Origin of the sequence: Pseudideonella sakaiensis (genome assembly GCF_048320135.1) — a bacterium.
GTDB lineage: Bacteria > Pseudomonadota > Gammaproteobacteria > Burkholderiales > Burkholderiaceae_C > Ideonella_A > Ideonella_A sakaiensis_A.
Map to the genome: position 1 here is coordinate 5,195,434 of NZ_CP182947.1, position 18,110 is coordinate 5,213,543.

Sequence of the window (18,110 nt, forward strand, 5' to 3'; positions counted from 1 at the left end):
TGCCATGATTGAGTTTGAGCAGGCTGCAAACCTGCCTTCCCGAAACGCGAAGGCTCAGAGGTTTTGCGCGGCGACGAACAGTTTGGTGCTGCGCGCGCCTGAGCGGCAGAACGCCAGCACCGGTGCCGGCAGTTCGGCCAGCAGTGCGGCGAATGCCTCGATCTCCGCGGGCGACTGGTAGTTGCCGGCGACCGGCAGGAAGCGGTATTCGAGCCCGGCTTCCTTGGCAGCCGCGGCGATCGCCTCGTTGGTCGGCTGGTCCGGCCCGCCTTCGAAATCGGGCCGGTTGTTGATGACGCTTTTGTAGCCCTGTTCGGCGGCCCAGTTCATGGCTGCCGGATCCAGCTGGCCGCACACGGAAACGCTGGGACTGAGGTTCTGGATCGCAGGGTGGGTCATGGCAGTTCCGTTGCAGAAATCCTTGTTCAGCCTTTCAGTGCCTGCTTGACCGCAACCGACACCAGCCCCATGTCGGCCTTGCCGGCCAGCCGTGGCTTGACCGCCGCCATCACCTTGCCCATGTCGGACGGGCCGGTCGCGCCGAGCTCGGCAACGACGGCTGCTACCTCGGCGGCGATCGCCTGTTCGTCGAGGCGCTGCGGCAGATAGGCTTCGAGAACGGCCAATTCGGCTTTCTCCTTGTCGGCGAGATCGCTGCGGCCGCCGGCGGTGAACTGGGCAATCGAATCCTTGCGTTGCTTGACCAGCTTGTCGACGATCGCAATGACTGCATTGTCGTCAAGGCTGATGCGCTCGTCGACCTCCTTCTGCTTGCATGCGGCGAGCAGGCCGCGGATGGCCAGCAGGCGCGGCGCATCCTTGGCGCGCATTGCGGTCTTCATGTCCTCGGTGATGCGATCCTTCAGGCTCATCTCGAATTTCCGGAAGCAGTGGCACTCACAAACGACGAAGCCCGCGATCAGCGGGCTTCAGATTCAGGCGACGATCTCGCGCGGGCGCGGCCGTCCGCGCCAGATCAGTACAGCTTTTTCGGCAGCTGCATGCTCCGCACGCGCTTGAAGTGGCGCTTCACGGCGGCAGCCTTCTTGCGCTTGCGCTCGGCAGTGGGCTTCTCGTAGAACTCGCGGGCACGCAGGTCGGTCAGCAAACCGAGTTTTTCGATGGTGCGCTTGAAGCGGCGCAGTGCCACGTCGAATGGCTCGTTTTCTTTGACGCGAATCGTAGTCATGTAGCGGTTTGAGTTCTGAAGTTCAGCAAAGACAGCGATTATAGCTCGGAAATTGAGGCATGCAACACCCCCTCACGCGGCTTCGCGTGCCTCGGCAGCCATCGCACGGGCACAGGCAGCTGCGCTGGCCCACGCCCACTGGAAATTGTAACCGCCGAGCCAGCCGGTCACATCGACCACCTCGCCGATGAAATAAAGACCCGGCAGGCGCTGGCTGGCCATCGTGCTCGAGCTGAGTTCACGGGTATCGACGCCGCCGGCGGTGACTTCGGCCTTCCGGTAGCCCTCGGTGCCGTTCGGTATCAGCGTCCAGCGTTGCAGCGTGGCAGCCACCTGGTGCAGTTCGCGGTCGCGCCAGTCGGCCAGCGGCCGAGATGCGCGCGCCGCCGCGCTGGACGCGTCGTCTCCCGGCAACACTGCGGCCGACCACGCCTCGGCGAGCCGGCGCGGCAGCCATTGCGCGAGCGCATTGTCGAGTTGCCGACGCGGCGTCGCCGCCTTCGCCGCCAGCAGTTCGCGGCCGAGGTCGGTGCCCGGCGCGAGATCGAGCTCGATCGGCGTGCCACCACGCCAGAAACTCGAGATCTGCAGGATCGCCGGGCCGCTGAGCCCGCGGTGCGTGAACAGCAGGTCCTCGAGGAATTCGCCGCGCGCCTTGCCGCTGGCGGTGGCAACGCGTGCCGGCAGCGCGACGCCGGCCAGCGGCACGAAGCCCTGCCAGGCATCGCCGGCAAAGGTCAGCGGCACCAGTGCCGGCCGGGTTTCGATGATCCGGTGGCCGAACTGGCGGGCCAGCCGGTAGCCGAAATCGCTGGCGCCGATCTTCGGAATCGACAGCCCGCCACTGGCGACGACCAGCCGCCGCGCGCGCACCGGGCCGCGGTCGGTATCGAGCTCGAATCCGCCGGCGCCGTGGCGGACCGCGGCGACCTCGCAGGGCTGCCAGCGGACCACGCCGCCGGCGTCGCACTCGCGCAGCAGCAAGCCGATCACATCGTCGGCGCTGTTGTCGCAGAACAACTGGCCTTTGTGTTTTTCGTGGAAGGCGATGCGATGCCGCTGCAGCAGCGCGATGAAATCCTGCGCGCTGTAACGCGCCAGCGCGGAGCGGCAGAAATGCGGATTGGCCGACAGGAAGTTGCCCGGCCCGGTTTCGCGGTTCGTGAAATTGCAGCGCCCGCCGCCGGAGATGCGGATCTTCTCGGCAATCTTCGGGCTGTGGTCGATCAGCAGCACCTTCAACCCGAGCTGCCCGGCGATGCCGGCACAGAACAGCCCGGCCGCACCGGCGCCGATGATCACCACGTCGTGTTCAGCCATCGGCGCGATGATAGGCCGGCGCCCGCTGCGGCCTGCGCGGGCAGGGCGGGCTCAGCCGGGGTATTTGCGCCCGGTCAGGTATCGGGCGCCACTGGCGCCGAACTGCTCGACGTGCTCGCGCCCGGCATCCATCGTGAAGATGTCGCCGGCGCGCCAGGTTTCAGTTTTGCCTTCGCAGCTGAGCTGCAGCTCGCCGTCGAGCATCAGTGCGCGCACCTCGAACGGGTGCGAATGGGCATCGTTGCGCACGCCCGGCGCGATCTCGCGCTGCTGGATCTCGGTAAAACCGCGTTCGCGCAGCTCGTGTTCGAAGGCGCTCGGCTCGATCGCAGGTTTGGCTGACATGTCAGGGGCTTTCGGTGGCGGATGAAAAAAGAGGCTGCGCGTCTGCAGTCGGCACCGCCTTGATCAGTTGCAGCACCGCCATGAATTCGGCATGCCGGCAATGGTGCAGCCACTCGAAGGCGACCATCTCGACGCTGACCAGCGTCGCGCCGGCCGCCTGCAGCCGCTGCATCGCCAGTGCGTGATCGGCCGGACGCCGCGAGCCGCAGGCCTGTGGCGCGATCCAGACCCGGTGCCCACTTCGCAGCAGCCCCATCGAGGTCTGCAGCAGGCAGACATGGGCTTCGCAGCCGGCGACGACGATGTCGAGCGGCGTGCCGCTGCGCCGGCCGGCGCGGGCCAGCCGCACCGCATCGAGCAGGCCGTCTGCGCAGGCATTGAAATGCGTCTTCGTGATGATCGTGTCGCAGCGTTCGCCGATTGCCGCGACGCTGGTGCCGAGCCCGGCCGGATTCTGCTCGGTGCCGATCACCGGCACGCCGAGCGTGCGCGCGACATCGGCCAGCAGCACCGCCTGCTCGAGTACCTTTTCCGCACTGTCGATCGCCGGCAGCAGACGTGGCTGGTAGTCGACCAGCACCAGCACGCTGTCGTTCAGGGTCAGGGTCTTCTTGGTATCGATCATCGTCAGCGCAGACAAGGCTGCGGCGACTATACCGAGGCCGGTGAAGCCTCGTGCTGCGCTCGGGCGTTGCCTCAGGCGCTGGCCGCGACCGATCGCATCCGCATCGCCGCCAGCGCCCGCTGCAGGCACGCGACCTGCTGCTGCAACGGCGCCGGCGCCGGCTTTTCGCCACTGACGACGCCCTGTATATACAGCGCGGTGGTCGCCGCATCGGTTTCGCGCGGCAGCACCGGCAGTTCGGTCAGCACGCCGTCCTGCGCGAGCAGCGACAGGTCAGGCCGCGGCTGGCCGGCGATGAACAGGTCGATGCGCGGCATCCGGCGCGGATCGGCGACCGGCTCGCCTTCGGTACCGCGCAGCAGCATCGCATCGGCAGCGCTGTGCTGCAGGAAGGTGTTCAGGCTGCTGCCGTATTCCGGGTGCGTGTAGTTGACGACGCGCAGCGAATGGCCACCGCTGCATGGGTCGAGCAGCTTTGCGATCGTGTGGCCGGAGTTGCGCAGGCCGACCGTCCAGCGGACGTCGAGCAGCCTTGCCAGTGGCGGGCAGAGGTCCTGCGTCCCGATGAACACCGGTTCCTGGCGCTGCCAGCCGGCCTCGATGTCTTCGACGTCGCGCGCCACCGGCAGGCCGAGCGCGTGGAAGATCTCGGCGGTCGTGACGCGGCCCGGATCGCTCAGCGGCCCGTGCACCAGCACCTGGATCTCCTGTTGCGCGAGCAGCAGCGCGAGCAGCGCGGTCAGGTTCGGCAGCTTTCGCGAGCCGTTGTATGACGGCAGCACGACGGTGCTGCGTTGCGGCGCCAGCGGCAGGCAGCGTTCGCGTACCGCCTGCAGAAAGCCGCCCAGCTCGGCCTGTGATTCGCCCTTGATCCGCATCGCCATCACGAAGGCACCGAGCTCGAGATCGCCGACCTGCCCGTCGAGCACCGCGGCCATCAGCGCAGATGCCTGCTCGGCGTCGAGCGAGCGGGCACCTTCCTTGCCGCGTCCGATTTCCCGCAGATACTGGGCGATCTTCATCACCGCAGTTTCGCAAGTTTTGGGCCCATCGGACCTGGATCGAGGGTAATTCCCAGGTCTGCTCGGGCTCGCGAAAAGGGGCTGTGCGGCCTCACGCCGCCTGCAGTTGCAGCCGGATGATCCGTCTCAGTTCCGGCACGCAGGATCCGCATTCGGTGCCGCATTTCAACGCCGCCTGCAGGCTCGGCAGCTGCATCTCGGCCGGGCCGGGATGTTCGGCCAGCCAAGACACGATCGCCTGCTCGCCGACATCGTGGCAGCTGCAGACCTGGCGGCTGCGCGCCGGTACCGCCAGCGGCGGTTGCGAGCCGGGGATCAGCAGCGCGCGGCCATACGCCTGCGCCGGCAACCCGTCCTGCAGCAGCGGCCGAACCCAGGCTTCGGCGCGGATATCGCCGGCGAGCAGAAAGCCGTCGAGACGCTGCGATTCACCGTTGCCGCTCAGCCTCATGCTGCGCCGCTGGCCGCGCCGCTTGTCGGCATAGTGCAGCACCCCGTCGGCATGCAGGCCGAGCAGCTGTTCGATCTGCAGCAGGATCTCGTCGTCGACCGGTGCGGCCGCCGCGGCGCGGAACATCAGCCCGCCGCGCTCGCGGCCGAACGGCACGATGCTCGCGAAGTCGAAGCGCTGCATCAGGGGCTGCAGTTCGCCGCGCAAGCGCAGCAACTGGTCGTCCGGCAGCCAGGCCAGCGCCAGCAGCTTCCACGGCAATTCGGCCGGCGCGATGCTGACCGCCGCATGTTTCAGCTCCGGCTGGCCGGACGACGGGCAACGCGCCGGCGTCGTCAGCGCATTGATGCCGTGGATCGGCGCGCCGTCGGCATCGCGGCCCGACAGCGCCTCTTCGCCCCAGTGCATTGCGACGAAGGCCTGCGCCGGCGCGACCTGCGCGCTCGCCTGCACCGGCAACACCAGTTCGCCACGGCGGGAGCGGATCCGAACGAGGTCGCCATCGGCGAGTTTGCGCCGCGCGAGGTCCTGCGGGTGCATCTCGACAACCGGCTCCGGCACATGGCCGAACAAGCGTCCGAGGTTGCCGGTGCGGCTCATGCCGTGCCACTGGTCGCGCAGCCGGCCGGTATTCAGCGAAAACGGAAAGCGTGCATCGCGCGGTTCGGCGAGCGGCGTGAACGCCGCATCGACGAAGCGGGCGCGGCCGTCCGGTGTCGCGAAGCAGCCGTCCTGATAAAGGCGCTCGCGGCCCGCGGATGCGCCTTCGGGAAAGGGCCACTGCGCCGGCGCCTGTTCGAGCGCGGCGTAACTGAGCCCGGTGATGTCGAGGTCGCGGCCGCGTGTGCTGTCGCGGTGCTCGTTCCACAAGGCCTCGGCGCTGGCGCCGGCGAACATTGGCGCGCTGGGCAGACGTCCGTTGCCGAAGCGCTGCAAGCGATCTTGCAGCCGGTTGCCGAATTCGGCGGCGATCGCCCAGTCGTCGCGGGCCGCGCCGGGCGCGGGCACCGCCGCGCGCACGCGGCTGATGCGGCGCTCGCTGTTCGTCACGGTGCCGTCCTTCTCGCCCCAGGTGGTGGCCGGCAGCAGCAGGTCGGCAAAGCGGCAAGTCGCGGTTGTCGCAAAGGCCTCCTGCACGACGACATACTCGCAGCGTTCGAGCGCGCGCCGCACCGTCGCCTGGTCCGGCATCGACTGCGCCGGATTCGTGCAGGTTATCCACAACGCCTTGATCGCACCATCGGCTGCGGCCTCGAACATCTCGACCGCCGCCTTGCCCGGCGTTGCCGGCACATCGGCGACACCCCACAGCCGCGCGACTTCGGCACGGTGCGCCGGATTCGCGAGGTCGCGGTGCGCGCTGAGCAGGTTCGCGAGCCCGCCGACTTCACGGCCGCCCATCGCGTTCGGCTGGCCGGTCAGCGAAAACGGCCCGGCGCCTGCGCGGCCGATCTGTGCGGTTGCCAGATGCAGGTTGATCAGCGCGGCATTTTTCGCGGTGCCGCTGCTGCTCTGGTTCAGCCCCTGGCAGTAGAACGACAGCGTCGGCGCGCGCTTGGCGTCTGCTTCAACGCCGGCAAACCAGCGCGCCGCCTGCACCAGGTCGGCTTCTGCGATGCCGCAGATGCGCGCGACTTCCTTCGGATTGAAATCGCGCACGCGGTCGCGCAGCGCCTCGAAACCGGTCGTGTGGTTGGCGATGTACGCCGTGTCGGTCAGCCCTTCCCACAACATCAGGTGCAGCATGCCGTGGAAGAGGGCGACATCGCTGCCCGGCAGGATCTGCAGGAACAGGTCGGCCGCCTCGGCGGTTTCGGTGCGCCGCGGATCGACGACGATGATGCGCAGCGCCGGGTTTGCGCGTTTCACATCCTCGATCCTGCGGAACAGGATCGGATGCGCAAACGCCATGTTGGCACCGGTGATGAACAACGTGCGTGCGTGGGCGATGTCGTCGTAGCAGGCCGGCGGCGCATCGGCGCCGAGCGTCGCCTTGTAGCCGGCCACCGCGCTGCTCATGCACAACCGCGAATTGGTATCGATGTTGTTGCTGCCGATCAGGCCCTTCGCGAGCTTGTTGAACGCGTAATAGTCTTCGGTCAGCAACTGGCCCGAAATATAGAAACCGACCGCATCGGGCCCATCGTTTTCGATGATCGCCGCGAAGCGATCGGCCGCATCGTCGAGGGCCTCGTCCCAGCCGACCGGCTCCGCTGCTGCACCGCGCTGCGCGCGCCGCATCGGCTGCAGCAGCCGCGTTTGCAACGTGATCGGCCGGCTTGCGGTCAGGTGCAACGTGCTGCCCTTGGTGCAGAGCCGGCCGAAATTGGCCGGATGCTCCGGGTCGCCGCGAACGCCGGTGATCTCGCCGCCGTCGCTCGAGACGATCACGCCGCAGCCGACGCCGCAGTAGGGGCAGGTGGAGCGGGTTTCAGGCATTTGCGGAAAGCCGGAAGGAATCGCGGCTGAAGCCGCTCCCACAGAATTCAGGTGAGCGCCGCGATTGGGTGTTCATGCCGTATGCGGCGCCTGCACGTCGAAACTCTGGTCACCGAGCGCACCGGTCGATGCACCCGGCCCGGCCTTCGGCGGCTTGACATCGAGCGCCAGCGTGGCGAGCTCATGCCGGTCGAGAAAAACCTCACCGGCCTCGACCTTGCAGACAAACTTCTGCGTGCAGCCGACATCCTCGCCGCGCGCGCAGCCGTCATCGAGGCCGATTGTCCAGTTGTGCAGCGGGCAGGCGACGCTTTCGCCAAAGACGATGCCCTGGCTCAGCGGCCCGCCCTTGTGCGGGCAGCGGTCGAGCAGCGCGAACACCTTGTCCTCGGCATTGCGGAATACCGCGACCGGTATCGCCGCCGCGCGGTCGACACGCCGCGAGCCGAGCACCGGGATGTCGTCGACGCGGCAGACCCTTTTCCAATCGTTGTTCATGCCTGCAGCTCCAGTTTCGAGAATTGCCGCGTATCGACCGCCGCCTTGTCGAATTCGAACCACGGATCGGGTTCGCCGTCGAGGCTGAACTGCAGCCGCGCCCACAGCGCCTTGCGGCCCTCGGCATCGTCGAGGATCTTCTTCTTCACGTGGTCGAGGCCGACCCGGTTCACGTAATGCACGGTGCGTTCCAGGTACCAGCCTTCCTCGCGATAAAGCTGGCAGAACGCGCCGGTGTATTCGAGCACCTCCTCGGCGGTCTTGAGCTTGACGAAGAAATGCGCGACCTCGGTCTTGATGCCGCCGTTGCCGGCGACATACATCTCCCAACCCGAGTCGACGCCGATGATGCCGACGTCCTTGATGCCGGCCTCGGCGCAATTGCGCGGGCAGCCCGATACCGCGAACTTGACCTTGTGCGGCGCATACATCCGCCACATCGCGCGCTCCAGGTCCTTGCCCATCTGCGTGCTGTCCTGCGTGCCGAATCTGCACCATTCGCTGCCGACGCAGGTCTTGACGGTGCGCAGCGCCTTCGCATAGGCGTGGCCGCTCGGCATGCCGATGTCCTTCCAGACCGACTGCAGGTCTTCCTTCTTCACGCCGAGCAGGTCGATGCGCTGGCCGCCGGTCACCTTGACGGTCGGGATCTGGTATTTGTCGACCGCATCGGCGATGCGCCGCAGCTCGTCGGCCGTCGTCTCGCCGCCCCACATCCGCGGGATCACGCTGTAGGTGCCGTCCTTCTGAATATTGGCGTGGCTGCGCTCGTTGATGAAGCGGCTCTGCGGATCGTCCCTGGCCTCCTTCGGCCAGCTGCTGATCAGGTAGTAGTTGATTGCGGGCCGGCAGCTCGAGCAGCCGTTCGGCGTGCGCCAGCCCATTCGCTTGTAGACCGCGTCGATCGTCAGCAGGTGTTCGGCCTTGATGATCTCGCGTGTTTCCTGGTGGCTGGCGTCGGTGCAGCCGCACATCGCCTTCTTCTTCGGCGCCGCCGAATAATCGCCGCCGGCGGTGAACATCAGCAGCTGCTCGACGAGGCCGGTGCACGATCCGCACGATGCGCTCGCCTTCGTGTGCTTGCGCACGTCTTCAAGCGTGAACAGGCCCTTTTCCTTGATCGCCTTGCAGATCGTTCCCTTGGCCACGCCGTTGCAGCCGCAGACCTCGTCGGCGTCCGCCATCGCCGCCGCCTTGTTGTGGCCCTGATGGCCGGCGTCGCCGATATTCGATTCGCCGAACATCAGCTTGTCGCGGATGTCGGCGATCGAGCGGCCTTCGCGCAGCAGCTTGAAATACCACGCACCGTCGACGGTATCGCCATACATGCAGGCGCCGACCAGCTTGTCGTCCTTCAGCACCAGCTTCTTGTAGACGCCGCCGTAGGGATCGCTCATCACGATCTCCTCGTAGTCGGGCCCGCCGGAAAAATTGCCGGCCGAGAACAGGTCGATGCCGGTGACCTTCAGCTTGGTGCTGACCTGGCTGCCCGCATAGCGGCCGATGCCGAACTCAGCGAGGTGCGTCGCGCAGACCTTGGCCTGCTCGAACAGCGGCGCGACGAGGCCATATGCGATGCCGCGGTGCGCCGCACATTCGCCGACCGAATAGATGCGCGCATCGGTGATCGTCTGCATCGTGTCGTTGACGACGATGCCGCTGCGGTTGTTCTCGCCGCAGTGCAGGCCGATCTTGATCGCCAGTTCGGTATTCGGCCGGATGCCGGCGGCCATCACGACGAGGTCGGCCGGAATTTCCAGGCCGCCCTTCAGCTGCACCGCCATCACACGGCCCGCATTGCCACCGTCCTTGTCGCCGATCAGCGCCTGCGTCTGCGTGCCGAGCAAGAAGCGCAAGCCGCGCTGCTCGAGCGATTTCTGCAGCAGCCCGGCGGCGGTGCGGTCGAGCTGGCGCTCCATCAGCCAGTCGGCCAGATGCACGACGGTGACCTGCATGCCGCGCAACATCAGCCCATTCGCCGCTTCGAGGCCGAGCAGGCCGCCGCCGATCACCACCGCATGCTGGTATTTCTGCGCAGCGTCGATCATCGTGTTGGTATCGGCGATGTCGCGGTAGGCGATCACGCCGTCGAGCTGCCTGCCCGGGATCGGCAGGATGAACGGGTTCGAACCGGTCGCGATCAGCAGCCGGTCGTAGGCCACTTCGCTGCCATCGTCGACCTGCACGATGCGCGCCTTGCGGTTGACGCCGACGACCTTGCGGCCGGCGCGCAGGTCGATGTTGTTTTCCGCATACCAGCTGAGCGGGTTCAGCACGATTTCATCGAGCGTCTGTTCGCCCGACAACACCGGCGACAGCAGAATGCGGTTGTAATTGGGATGCGGCTCGGCACCGAAGACCGTGATGTCGTACAGGTCGGGTGCGATCTTCAGCAATTCCTCGATCGTGCGAACCCCGGCCATGCCGTTGCCCACCATCACCAGCTTCATTTTTTTCATCGCGCTTCCTTTTGCGCACCGTGCGAGGTGCCTGGGCCGGCTTCTTGCAAGAACCGGACAAGATGAGTGTTGATGTCGATATCGGCCAGGCCAGCGACCGCGGGCCGCAGCCGCTGAACGAGGATTTCTGCGCCTGGCGCGACGATGGCGAGGCGCATGGCCTCGTCGCCGCGCTGGCCGACGGCGTCTCGAGCGGCGGCGGCGGCCGCGATGCGGCACGCAGCACGGTGCTGTCGCTGGTCAACGACCACGGCGCCGCGCCAGATACCTGGGATACGACGGCGGTGCTCGATCGGCTGATCGGCGCACAGAACGCCTGGCTTGCCGACCACAACCGCCGCCGCCAGGGCGTGCGCCAGGACGGCGCGCCGGCGATCGGCCTGACGACGCTGACCGCGTTCGTATTGCGTGGCCATTCGTACACGGTGGCCCACGTCGGCGACAGCCGCGCCTGGCTGCTGCGCGGCAGCGACGATGCGGCGGCGCTGATCCAGCTGACGCAGGACCACTGCTTCGAGCAACCCGACATGCGCAGCCGGCTGACGCGTGCGGTCGGCCTCGACGACCGCGTCCGCGTCGACTACGTGCAGGGCGAACTGCAGCAGGGCGATGCCTTCATCCTGACCAGCGACGGCGTGCATGGCGAGCTGTCGCGCACGCAGATTGCGGCGATTGCCGGCGCTGCGCCCGATGCGCAGGCGGCGAGCACCGCGTTGGTGCGCGCTGCGCTGGCCGCCGGCGGCCGCGACAACGCCAGCGCGCTGGTCGTACGCATCCGCGGCCTCGCGAAGGCCCGGCTCGAGGACTGGCTGCTGCAGGGCCGCCAGTTGCCGCTGCCGCGTGCGATGAAACCGGGCGACCGGCTCGACGGATACCAGATCACCGCCACCGTCGCAAACAACGGCGTGCACCGGCTGTATCAGGCGCGCGATGTCGCGACGCAGCGGCTGGTCGCGATCAAGACGCTGCACGAGGCGCGTGCCAGCGACCGCGAGGAGCGCGCGATGCTGGCCCACGAGGCCTGGCTGGCCAGCCGCGTCGCGCCGTTTGCCGGCAGCGACCGCGGCACCGGCGCCGAGGCCGGGCTGGTGCGTGTGCACGAGGTTGCCGAGCCGAGCGCCTGCTATACCGTCTACGACTGGCATGCCGGCCGCACGCTCGAGCAGCATCTGGCCGCAGGCCGCCGTTTCGAGGTGGCCGAAATCGTCGCCGCGGCGATCGCGATCAGCAAGGCGCTCGGCCGGCTGCACCGGCATGGCGTGATCCACCGCGACATCAAGCCCGGCAACCTGCACCTCGGCGACGACGGCCAGTGGCGCATCCTTGACCTCGGCGCGGCGATCTCCGGCAGCGAGCCGAAATCGCTGCGCACCTTGCACGCGGGCACGCCGAGCTACATGAACCCCGAGCAGTGGTCGCGCGAGAACCACGTGCCGGCCGATCGCGGCAGCGACCTCTATGCGCTCGGCGTCACGCTTTACCAGTGGCTGACCGGCCGCCTGCCGTACGGCGAGATCGAGCCCTACCAGCGAACCCGCCACCTGAGCGACCCGCCGGCGCCATCGCGGCGCCGGCCCGATGTGCCGGTCTGGCTCGACCATGTCGTGCTGAAGCTGATCGCGATCGACCCGGCGCAGCGTTTCGAGACCGCCGAGGAATTGCTGCTTGCGCTCGAACGCGGCGCGTCGCGCCAGCTTGGCGCGCCGCCGGCCACGCCGCTGATCAACCGCGACCCGGCGCTGTTGTGGAAACTCGCCTTTGCCGTCGCGATGCTGTTCAACCTGCTGCTGATCTACTGGCTGCTTTTCCTGCCACGCTGAAGATGGCTTGGCGGCAGGTCGGCAGCGGATCGGTCGTCCGCTCATGGCCGCGCCGTCTTCAGCCCGGCGCCGGCGCCGCGGTCTTCGGGTGTCGACAACGCCGCATCAGCAGGCCGGGCGCGGCCGCCTTTTTCGGCCCAGGTGCGGGTCCAGCGGATCTGCACGACGCGCAGCATCAGCAGCATCGCCAGCGCCAGCACCGCAAACGAGACAAAACCCCACAGATAGGTGCCGGTCAGCTGCATCGACTGGCCCATCGCATTCGGCAGGAAGCCGCCGCCGAGCGCACCGACCTCGCCGATCATCGAACCGGCAACCGCCGTCGTCAGCGGCCAGCGCAGCGGCACCAGCTGGAACAGCGCGCCATTGCCGGCGCCGAGCGCGGCGAAGCACGCCATGAACAGCAGCGTCGTGACAACGACCGAGCCGCCGGAGAAACCGCACAGCACCAGCGTCAGCGCAACCATCAGCAGCACCCCGCTCAGCGTCGTAATGCCGCCGAGCCGATCGGCAACATGGCCGCCGACGACGCGCACCGCCGAGCCCATCAGCGTCGCCAGCATCGTCAATTGCCCCGCCTCGACCTTCGTGACGCCGAACTGGTCGTGGAAATAGGTCGGCAGAAAACTCGCGAGGCCGATGAAGCCACCGAAGGTGATCACATAGATCAGGCTGAACGCCCATCCGTCCTTCTCGAACAGGCACGAGACATGTTCACGCAGCGTCTGGTGCTCGCGGTCCGGCGGCTCCTTCGCGACCCACCACATCACGACCATCGGCAGCAGCATCGTGCAGGCGGCCAGCCCATAAACCGCCGACCAGCCGAACTTCATCGCCAGCGGCGGCGCAAACAGCACCGCCAGCACGGTGCCCGAGTTGCCGGCGCCGGCAATGCCCATCGCCAGCCCCTTGTATTGCGCCGGGAACCAGCCGGAGCCGAGCGACAACGCAACGCCGAAACTGGCGCCAGCGATGCCGAGCAGCACACCCATCGCCAGCACCTCGTTGTAACTGTCGACGAGGAAAAAGCCGTAGATCAGCGCGGCGACGATCAGCGCCATCTCGACCATCGCGGCATTCTTGCGGCCGATATATTGCGCCAGCACGCCGAGCGGGAAGCGCATCAGCGCGCCGGCGAGGATAGGCACCGACACCATGAAACCTTTCTGCGCCGCATCGAGGCCGAAACTCTCGCTGATGAACGGCGCCATCGCACCGTTCAGCACCCAGATCGCGAAGCAGAAATCGAAATAGAGAAACGACGCGGCAAGCGTCGGCCAGTGGCCGGAACGCAAGAAGGTCTTGAAGCTGGACATGGCCTGCCCTCCACACGGTTGGAATCTGGTCCGTCCGGGCGGGCGGACGGCTGCTTGTTCAGAAAGCACACGGGTACTCACCGCATCGTGAGTTCGGCCCCGCGGGTGTGCAGGTGTCGGGCCGGGCGCGTCGTTACGCCCGCAGTGGTCATAGCAGCAAGCGTGCCAACCCGGCCACGAGCGCCGCGGCAGGCGCGGACCTTGCTGAATGCGGACCATGATTTCCGTTCTGCTCGTCAGCGACAGCCCGCAGGCGCCTGCGGGACTGTCCGCCGACCTCGTTTCTGCGGGTTTTCACCTAATTGGTGCAAGCGACTGGCGCAATCTGGTGCGCGACGCGTTGCAGCACGATCCGGCGCTGGTCGTCGTCGATGCGCCGCGTCCTGACGACGAGGTGTTTGCTGCGCTGGCCGGCCTGCATGCGACGCACCCGCTGCCGGTGCTGCTGTTCACGCAAAGCCCCGATGCGCAGCGAATCGAGCAGTCGCTCGCCGCCGGCGTTGCCGAACATGTGGTCGATGCGTTTGCGCCGCACCGGCTGCGCCCGCTCGCGCACCTGGCGATCGCGCGTTTCCGCCGCGAGCAGGCGCTGCAGCAGCGGCTGGCCGAACTGCAACGGCGCTTCGACGAACGCAAGCTGGTCGACCGCGCGAAGGCGGTGCTGATGCGCGCGCGGCAGATTCCGGAAGACGAGGCGTTCCGGATGCTGCAGGTCGCGTCGATGCACACCAACTGCCGCGTCGGCCAGGTCTCGCAGCAGGTGATCGATGCGGCCCGCTTCGCCGAGGCGGTGAACCGCGCCGGGCAGCTGCGCATGTTCAGCCAGCAACTCGTCAAGCTGGCAGCGCTGCGGTCGCTTTCTGACGATCCGGCGGCCGATACCGCGCGGCTGGCCGACCTGCTGCAGCGCGGCCGCGGCAACCTGCAGGCGCTGCGCCGCGGCCTTGCCGCCGCGACCTATGGCGACCTGCTGGATGCTGTCGAGCTGCCGTGGCAGCAACTCGAGGCAGCGCTGCAACATGCCAGGCCGTCGCTGCCGGTGATCGACGCGCTCGCCGAGCAACTGCTGCAGCAGGCCGAGCGGCTGACAGCACAACTGGATAATGCCGGCCTCGCCGCACCGCTGCGCGTGATCAACCTCAGTGGCCGGCAACGCATGTTGTCGCAGCGGCTGGCGAAGCAGGCGCTGTTGGCGCGGCTTCTGCCCGGCGCCGAAGCCGCCGCCGCGCTGCAGCAGACGCGCGACACTGAAGCCGCGTTCGAGCAGGCGCTGGCCGAACTCGAAGCGATGCCGCTGAGCAGTCAGGAGATCCGCGCCGACCTCGCGCAAGCGCGGGATCTATGGGCGGCGATGCTGTCGGCGGTGCGCCACGCCGCGAGCGGTGGCGGCGAAGCCGAATTGCGCACCAGCAGCGATCAACTGCTCGAATTGTTCGAGCGGCTGACGCGGCGGTATGAGCACAGCTTGCAGATGTTGCTGGGGTAGGGGGGAGGGCATGTGGGCTGCATTCCGATTCCGCAGCCCGAAGCGCGGCTGAAGCCGCTCCCACAGCTGGGATCCAGTGGGAGGGGCTTCAGCCCCGATTCCGCAATGCGTCCAGAACGCAACCGCTCGATCTGTTCGAGCGGCTGACGCGGCGCTACGAGCACAGTTTTCAGATGTTGTTGAGGTAAGGCGGTGCGAGCAGGCACGCATCGCGGGTTGTGCACAAGCCTGCCTGCAGGCAAGATCCCTTTGTGGAACTGATTGGGACCAGCCCATGAACATCACGATCATCGGCGCCGGCTATGTCGGCCTCGTCACCGGCGCCTGCCTGGCCGATCTCGGCAACCAGGTCGTCTGCCTCGATGTCGATGCCGAGAAGATCAAGGTCCTGAATGCCGGCGGCGTGCCGATCTACGAGCCCGGCCTGCAGCAGCTGATCGCAAACAACGTCGATGCCGAGCGGCTCAGCTTCACGACCGATGTGGCCGGCGCGATCGAGCATGGCGAGGCCTTGTTCATCGCCGTCGGCACGCCGCCCGACGAAGATGGCAGCGCCGACCTGCAGCATGTGCTGTCGGCGGCGCGCAGCATCGGCCGCCACATGCATGGCTTCAAGGTCGTGGTCGACAAATCGACCGTGCCGGTCGGCACCGCCGACAAGGTCTCCGCTGTCATTCACGAGGAACTGGTCCGCCGCGGGATTGAGCTCGACGCCGATGCCGTCGCCGCCAACGCGACCGGCTTTTCGGTCGTCAGCAATCCCGAATTTCTGAAGGAAGGCGCGGCGGTCGAGGATTTCATGCGCCCCGATCGCATCGTGCTCGGCGTTGCCGACGACGCCCCCGGTCAGCATGCGCTGGCCGTGATGCGCGAGATCTATGCGCCGTTCAACCGCAACCACGAGCGCTGCCGCGTGATGGATGTGCGCAGCGCCGAGTTCACCAAATATGCCGCCAATGCAATGCTGGCGACCCGCATCAGCTTCATGAACGAGCTGGCCAACCTGGCCGACAAGGTCGGCGCCGATATCGAACTGGTGCGCCAGGGCATCGGTTCCGACCCGCGCATCGGCTACAGCTTTCTGTATGCAGGCACCGGCTACGGCGGCAGCTGCTTCCCGAAAGACGTGAAGGCACTCGATCACACGGCGCACGAACATGGCATGAGCCTGCGTGTGCTCGAAGCGGTCGAGGCGGTCAACGAGGATCAGAAGCACGTGCTATTCGACAAGATCCGTGGCGAGTTCGGCGACGATCTGCGTGGCCGCATCTTCGCGGTCTGGGGCCTCGCCTTCAAGCCAAACACCGACGACATGCGCGCCGCGCCGAGCCGCGTCCTGATCGATGCGCTGCTGCGTGCCGGCGCCCGGGTGGTGGCGCACGATCCGGTGGCTGAGGATGCAGCATTCAAGGCCTTGCAGTCGGACCTCGCCGATCAACCGGCCTTGCTCGACAACCTGCGCTTCGCCGACAAACCGATGGACGCGCTGGCCAACGCCGACGCGCTGGTGATCGTCACCGAATGGAAGGCCTACAAGAGCCCGAACCTGAAAACGATCAAGAACCTGCTGAAGACGCCGCTGATCTTCGATGGCCGAAATCTGTACGAACCGGAGACGATGAAGAACGCCGGCTTCCGCTATTTCGCGGTCGGGCGGTCGATGCCGCATTGATCGAAGCCGTACCCTGATTTTGTGGAAGGGGCTTCAGCCCCGATTCAAGGGCGGCGCCAGGCCGCAATCGCTTTGTAGGAGGGGCTTCAGCCCCGATTCCGCGGTCGAGCCACACCGCAATCGCGGCTGAAGCCGCTCCCACGGAATATCCCTCAATGATCCTCGAGCCGAATATGCGAATCCTCCGGCGGTTCGCCGGTCTCCGGGTCGATCCAGCCCGCAATGCCGAGCGTGTCTTCGATCTCCTCGAGCGATGGCGGCCCGGTGTCGAATTCGTTTTCCTCGACCTCCATGTCGGCGAGCGCTTCCTCGATCGAATCGAAGGGTCCGAACTCTTCATGGCCTTCGAGCCCGGTCCAGTAATAACCGTCGGGGTGCTTGACGACGCGCTCGAGCCGCTCATCGCTCACCGCATCCGAGAGGGCCTCGTCATCGGTGATCGGCGCCGGTTCATCGACCGGTGGCGGTTGCGCTTTGCGGTTCACGGCAGTGCCTGGAAGCGGAAGGTACCGAACCATCTTACGCCCCGACCGCGGCGCTGTCAGGTTTCTTTGGCCACTGGCGGGGTCTTCCACGCCGCTGCGGTGCTCGCCTCCAGCGCATCGAGAAACGCGCGCGTGCGCGCCGGCATCAACCGCCGGCCCGGAAATACCGCCCACGCACTGGCCGGCGGCAGGCACCAGTCGGCCAGCACCGGCATCAGTTCGCCACGCTCGATATAAGGCGCCGCATACAGATGATGGACGGCCGCGATGCCGCTGCCGGCCACCGCGAGGTTGCACAACATCAACGGCGAGTTGATCGTCGCGCGGCCCGGAGGTATGCCTTGCCATTGCATCTCGCCGCGCAGCAGCCGCCACGCAGCCGGTTCGCCATTGCGCTGCAGCAGCCGCAAGGTGTCGTGCGCCATCAGCGCTTCCGGCTCGCTCGGCATGCCGCGCCGGCGCAGGTAGTCGGGCGATGCAAACAGGCCGATCGTCAACGAGCCGATCGAGCGTGCGGCCAGCGTCGCATCGTCGGGCAGGTCGCCCATCCGCAGCGCGAGATCAAAGTTCTCGCCGATCAGGTCGACGCGGCGCGCGCTCAGGTCGAGCTCGAGCGAGATCAGCGGAAACGCGGCGATGAAATCGGCAAGCAGCCGCCGCGGCAACATCATCGCGAGGTCGTTCGGCATCGAGATGCGCAACCGCCCGCTCGGCGCCGCCTGCAGATGCTGCGCGAGCGCCGATGCCGCCTCCGATTCGGCCACCACCTGGTTCGCATGCTCGAGCACGCCGCGGCCGAAATCGGTCAGCGTCAGCTTGCGCGTCGTGCGCAGCAGCAGCCGCTCGCCGAGTTCGCCTTCAAGCGCGGCGATGCGCCGCGACACCGTCGACTTCGGCACACCGGCGCGCTCGGCCGCGCGGCTGAAACTGCCTTCGTTCGCGACCCGCGCAAACAGCATCAGGTCATTCGGTTCAACCGCCAT

The 18,110-nt window shown here is 67.1% G+C and carries 16 protein-coding genes; 3 read left to right on the forward strand and 13 right to left on the reverse strand.

All coding sequences use genetic code 11. The features are described 5' to 3' along the window. Positions 1 to 54 precede the first annotated feature (54 nt). From ACNH6H_RS23835 to nirB, 10 genes are all read right to left on the reverse strand, one after another. The gene (locus tag ACNH6H_RS23835) at positions 55 to 399 is read right to left on the reverse strand and encodes a TIGR01244 family sulfur transferase (protein WP_418320760.1); all 345 of its coding nucleotides are present in this window, start codon (positions 397 to 399) and stop codon (positions 55 to 57) included. A 26-nt stretch (positions 400 to 425) separates the two neighbouring features. Continuing rightward, a complete protein-coding gene (locus tag ACNH6H_RS23840; RefSeq protein ID WP_418320761.1) occupies positions 426 to 872 on the reverse strand; it encodes a GatB/YqeY domain-containing protein in 447 nt (148 codons plus the stop codon). Between the two features lie 104 nt (positions 873 to 976). After that, the gene (rpsU, locus tag ACNH6H_RS23845; protein ID WP_054018851.1) at positions 977 to 1,189 is read right to left on the reverse strand and encodes a 30S ribosomal protein S21; all 213 of its coding nucleotides are present in this window, start codon (positions 1,187 to 1,189) and stop codon (positions 977 to 979) included. Positions 1,190 to 1,261: 72 nt separating this feature from the next. Further along, the gene (locus tag ACNH6H_RS23850) at positions 1,262 to 2,509 is read right to left on the reverse strand and encodes an NAD(P)/FAD-dependent oxidoreductase (RefSeq protein ID WP_418320762.1); all 1,248 of its coding nucleotides are present in this window, start codon (positions 2,507 to 2,509) and stop codon (positions 1,262 to 1,264) included. A gap of 51 nt (positions 2,510 to 2,560) precedes the next feature. Beyond that, a complete protein-coding gene (locus ACNH6H_RS23855) occupies positions 2,561 to 2,854 on the reverse strand; it encodes a cupin domain-containing protein (RefSeq protein ID WP_418320763.1) in 294 nt (97 codons plus the stop codon). Position 2,855: 1 nt separating this feature from the next. Beyond that, on the reverse strand, positions 2,856 to 3,479 hold the full coding sequence (locus ACNH6H_RS23860; protein WP_418320764.1) for an isochorismatase family protein: 624 nt from the start codon (positions 3,477 to 3,479) through the stop codon (positions 2,856 to 2,858). Positions 3,480 to 3,550: 71 nt separating this feature from the next. Then, positions 3,551 to 4,501: a DNA-binding protein YbiB gene (gene ybiB / locus ACNH6H_RS23865; RefSeq protein ID WP_418320765.1), complete on the reverse strand. Its 951-nt coding sequence runs from the start codon at positions 4,499 to 4,501 to the stop codon at positions 3,551 to 3,553. 91 nt (positions 4,502 to 4,592) lie between these two features. Beyond that, on the reverse strand, positions 4,593 to 7,391 hold the full coding sequence (locus ACNH6H_RS23870) for a molybdopterin-dependent oxidoreductase (protein ID WP_418320766.1): 2,799 nt from the start codon (positions 7,389 to 7,391) through the stop codon (positions 4,593 to 4,595). 72 nt (positions 7,392 to 7,463) lie between these two features. Next, positions 7,464 to 7,889, reverse strand: coding sequence for a nitrite reductase small subunit NirD (nirD, locus tag ACNH6H_RS23875; RefSeq protein ID WP_418320767.1), 426 nt, complete (start codon positions 7,887 to 7,889; stop codon positions 7,464 to 7,466). After that, a complete protein-coding gene (gene nirB, locus ACNH6H_RS23880; protein WP_418320768.1) occupies positions 7,886 to 10,348 on the reverse strand; it encodes a nitrite reductase large subunit NirB in 2,463 nt (820 codons plus the stop codon). The genes nirD and nirB overlap by 4 nt, the downstream gene beginning before the upstream one ends. A gap of 62 nt (positions 10,349 to 10,410) precedes the next feature. On the opposite strand from nirB, the gene ACNH6H_RS23885 reads away from it, so the two are divergent. Beyond that, a complete protein-coding gene (locus ACNH6H_RS23885) occupies positions 10,411 to 12,168 on the forward strand; it encodes a protein kinase domain-containing protein (RefSeq protein WP_418320769.1) in 1,758 nt (585 codons plus the stop codon). A 41-nt stretch (positions 12,169 to 12,209) separates the two neighbouring features. Here the strand turns inward: ACNH6H_RS23885 and ACNH6H_RS23890 are convergent, their stop codons facing one another. Further along, entirely contained in the window at positions 12,210 to 13,484 is a 1,275-nt protein-coding gene (locus ACNH6H_RS23890) for an MFS transporter (RefSeq protein ID WP_418320770.1), read from the reverse strand. 217 nt (positions 13,485 to 13,701) lie between these two features. Between ACNH6H_RS23890 and ACNH6H_RS23895 the strand changes: the two genes are divergently transcribed. Beyond that, positions 13,702 to 14,970: a type IV pili methyl-accepting chemotaxis transducer N-terminal domain-containing protein gene (locus ACNH6H_RS23895; RefSeq protein ID WP_418320771.1), complete on the forward strand. Its 1,269-nt coding sequence runs from the start codon at positions 13,702 to 13,704 to the stop codon at positions 14,968 to 14,970. Positions 14,971 to 15,244: 274 nt separating this feature from the next. Beyond that, positions 15,245 to 16,642: a UDP-glucose dehydrogenase family protein gene (locus ACNH6H_RS23900; protein WP_418320772.1), complete on the forward strand. Its 1,398-nt coding sequence runs from the start codon at positions 15,245 to 15,247 to the stop codon at positions 16,640 to 16,642. Between the two features lie 152 nt (positions 16,643 to 16,794). Here the strand turns inward: ACNH6H_RS23900 and ACNH6H_RS23905 are convergent, their stop codons facing one another. Together ACNH6H_RS23905 and ACNH6H_RS23910 are read right to left on the reverse strand one after the other, a co-directional pair. Then, positions 16,795 to 17,127 carry a hypothetical protein gene (locus ACNH6H_RS23905; RefSeq protein ID WP_418320773.1) on the reverse strand — a complete coding sequence of 111 codons (333 nt, stop codon included), beginning with the start codon at positions 17,125 to 17,127 and terminating at the stop codon, positions 16,795 to 16,797. A gap of 56 nt (positions 17,128 to 17,183) precedes the next feature. Beyond that, positions 17,184 to 18,110 carry a LysR family transcriptional regulator gene (locus ACNH6H_RS23910; RefSeq protein WP_418320774.1) on the reverse strand — a complete coding sequence of 309 codons (927 nt, stop codon included), beginning with the start codon at positions 18,108 to 18,110 and terminating at the stop codon, positions 17,184 to 17,186.

Coding starts and splice junctions, on each gene's coding strand:
- ACNH6H_RS23835 (WP_418320760.1), bottom strand. CDS start 399: ATGACCCACCCTGCGATCCAGAACCTCAGTCCCAGCGTTTCCGTGTGC.
- ACNH6H_RS23840 (WP_418320761.1), bottom strand. CDS start 872: ATGAGCCTGAAGGATCGCATCACCGAGGACATGAAGACCGCAATGCGC.
- rpsU (WP_054018851.1), bottom strand. CDS start 1,189: ATGACTACGATTCGCGTCAAAGAAAACGAGCCATTCGACGTGGCACTG.
- ACNH6H_RS23850 (WP_418320762.1), bottom strand. CDS start 2,509: ATGGCTGAACACGACGTGGTGATCATCGGCGCCGGTGCGGCCGGGCTG.
- ACNH6H_RS23855 (WP_418320763.1), bottom strand. CDS start 2,854: ATGTCAGCCAAACCTGCGATCGAGCCGAGCGCCTTCGAACACGAGCTG.
- ACNH6H_RS23860 (WP_418320764.1), bottom strand. CDS start 3,479: ATGATCGATACCAAGAAGACCCTGACCCTGAACGACAGCGTGCTGGTG.
- ybiB (WP_418320765.1), bottom strand. CDS start 4,501: ATGAAGATCGCCCAGTATCTGCGGGAAATCGGACGCGGCAAGGAAGGT.
- ACNH6H_RS23870 (WP_418320766.1), bottom strand. CDS start 7,391: ATGCCTGAAACCCGCTCCACCTGCCCCTACTGCGGCGTCGGCTGCGGC.
- nirD (WP_418320767.1), bottom strand. CDS start 7,889: ATGAACAACGATTGGAAAAGGGTCTGCCGCGTCGACGACATCCCGGTG.
- nirB (WP_418320768.1), bottom strand. CDS start 10,348: ATGAAAAAAATGAAGCTGGTGATGGTGGGCAACGGCATGGCCGGGGTT.
- ACNH6H_RS23885 (WP_418320769.1), top strand. CDS start 10,411: ATGAGTGTTGATGTCGATATCGGCCAGGCCAGCGACCGCGGGCCGCAG.
- ACNH6H_RS23890 (WP_418320770.1), bottom strand. CDS start 13,484: ATGTCCAGCTTCAAGACCTTCTTGCGTTCCGGCCACTGGCCGACGCTT.
- ACNH6H_RS23895 (WP_418320771.1), top strand. CDS start 13,702: ATGATTTCCGTTCTGCTCGTCAGCGACAGCCCGCAGGCGCCTGCGGGA.
- ACNH6H_RS23900 (WP_418320772.1), top strand. CDS start 15,245: ATGAACATCACGATCATCGGCGCCGGCTATGTCGGCCTCGTCACCGGC.
- ACNH6H_RS23910 (WP_418320774.1), bottom strand. CDS start 18,110: ATGGCGGTTGAACCGAATGACCTGATGCTGTTTGCGCGGGTCGCGAAC.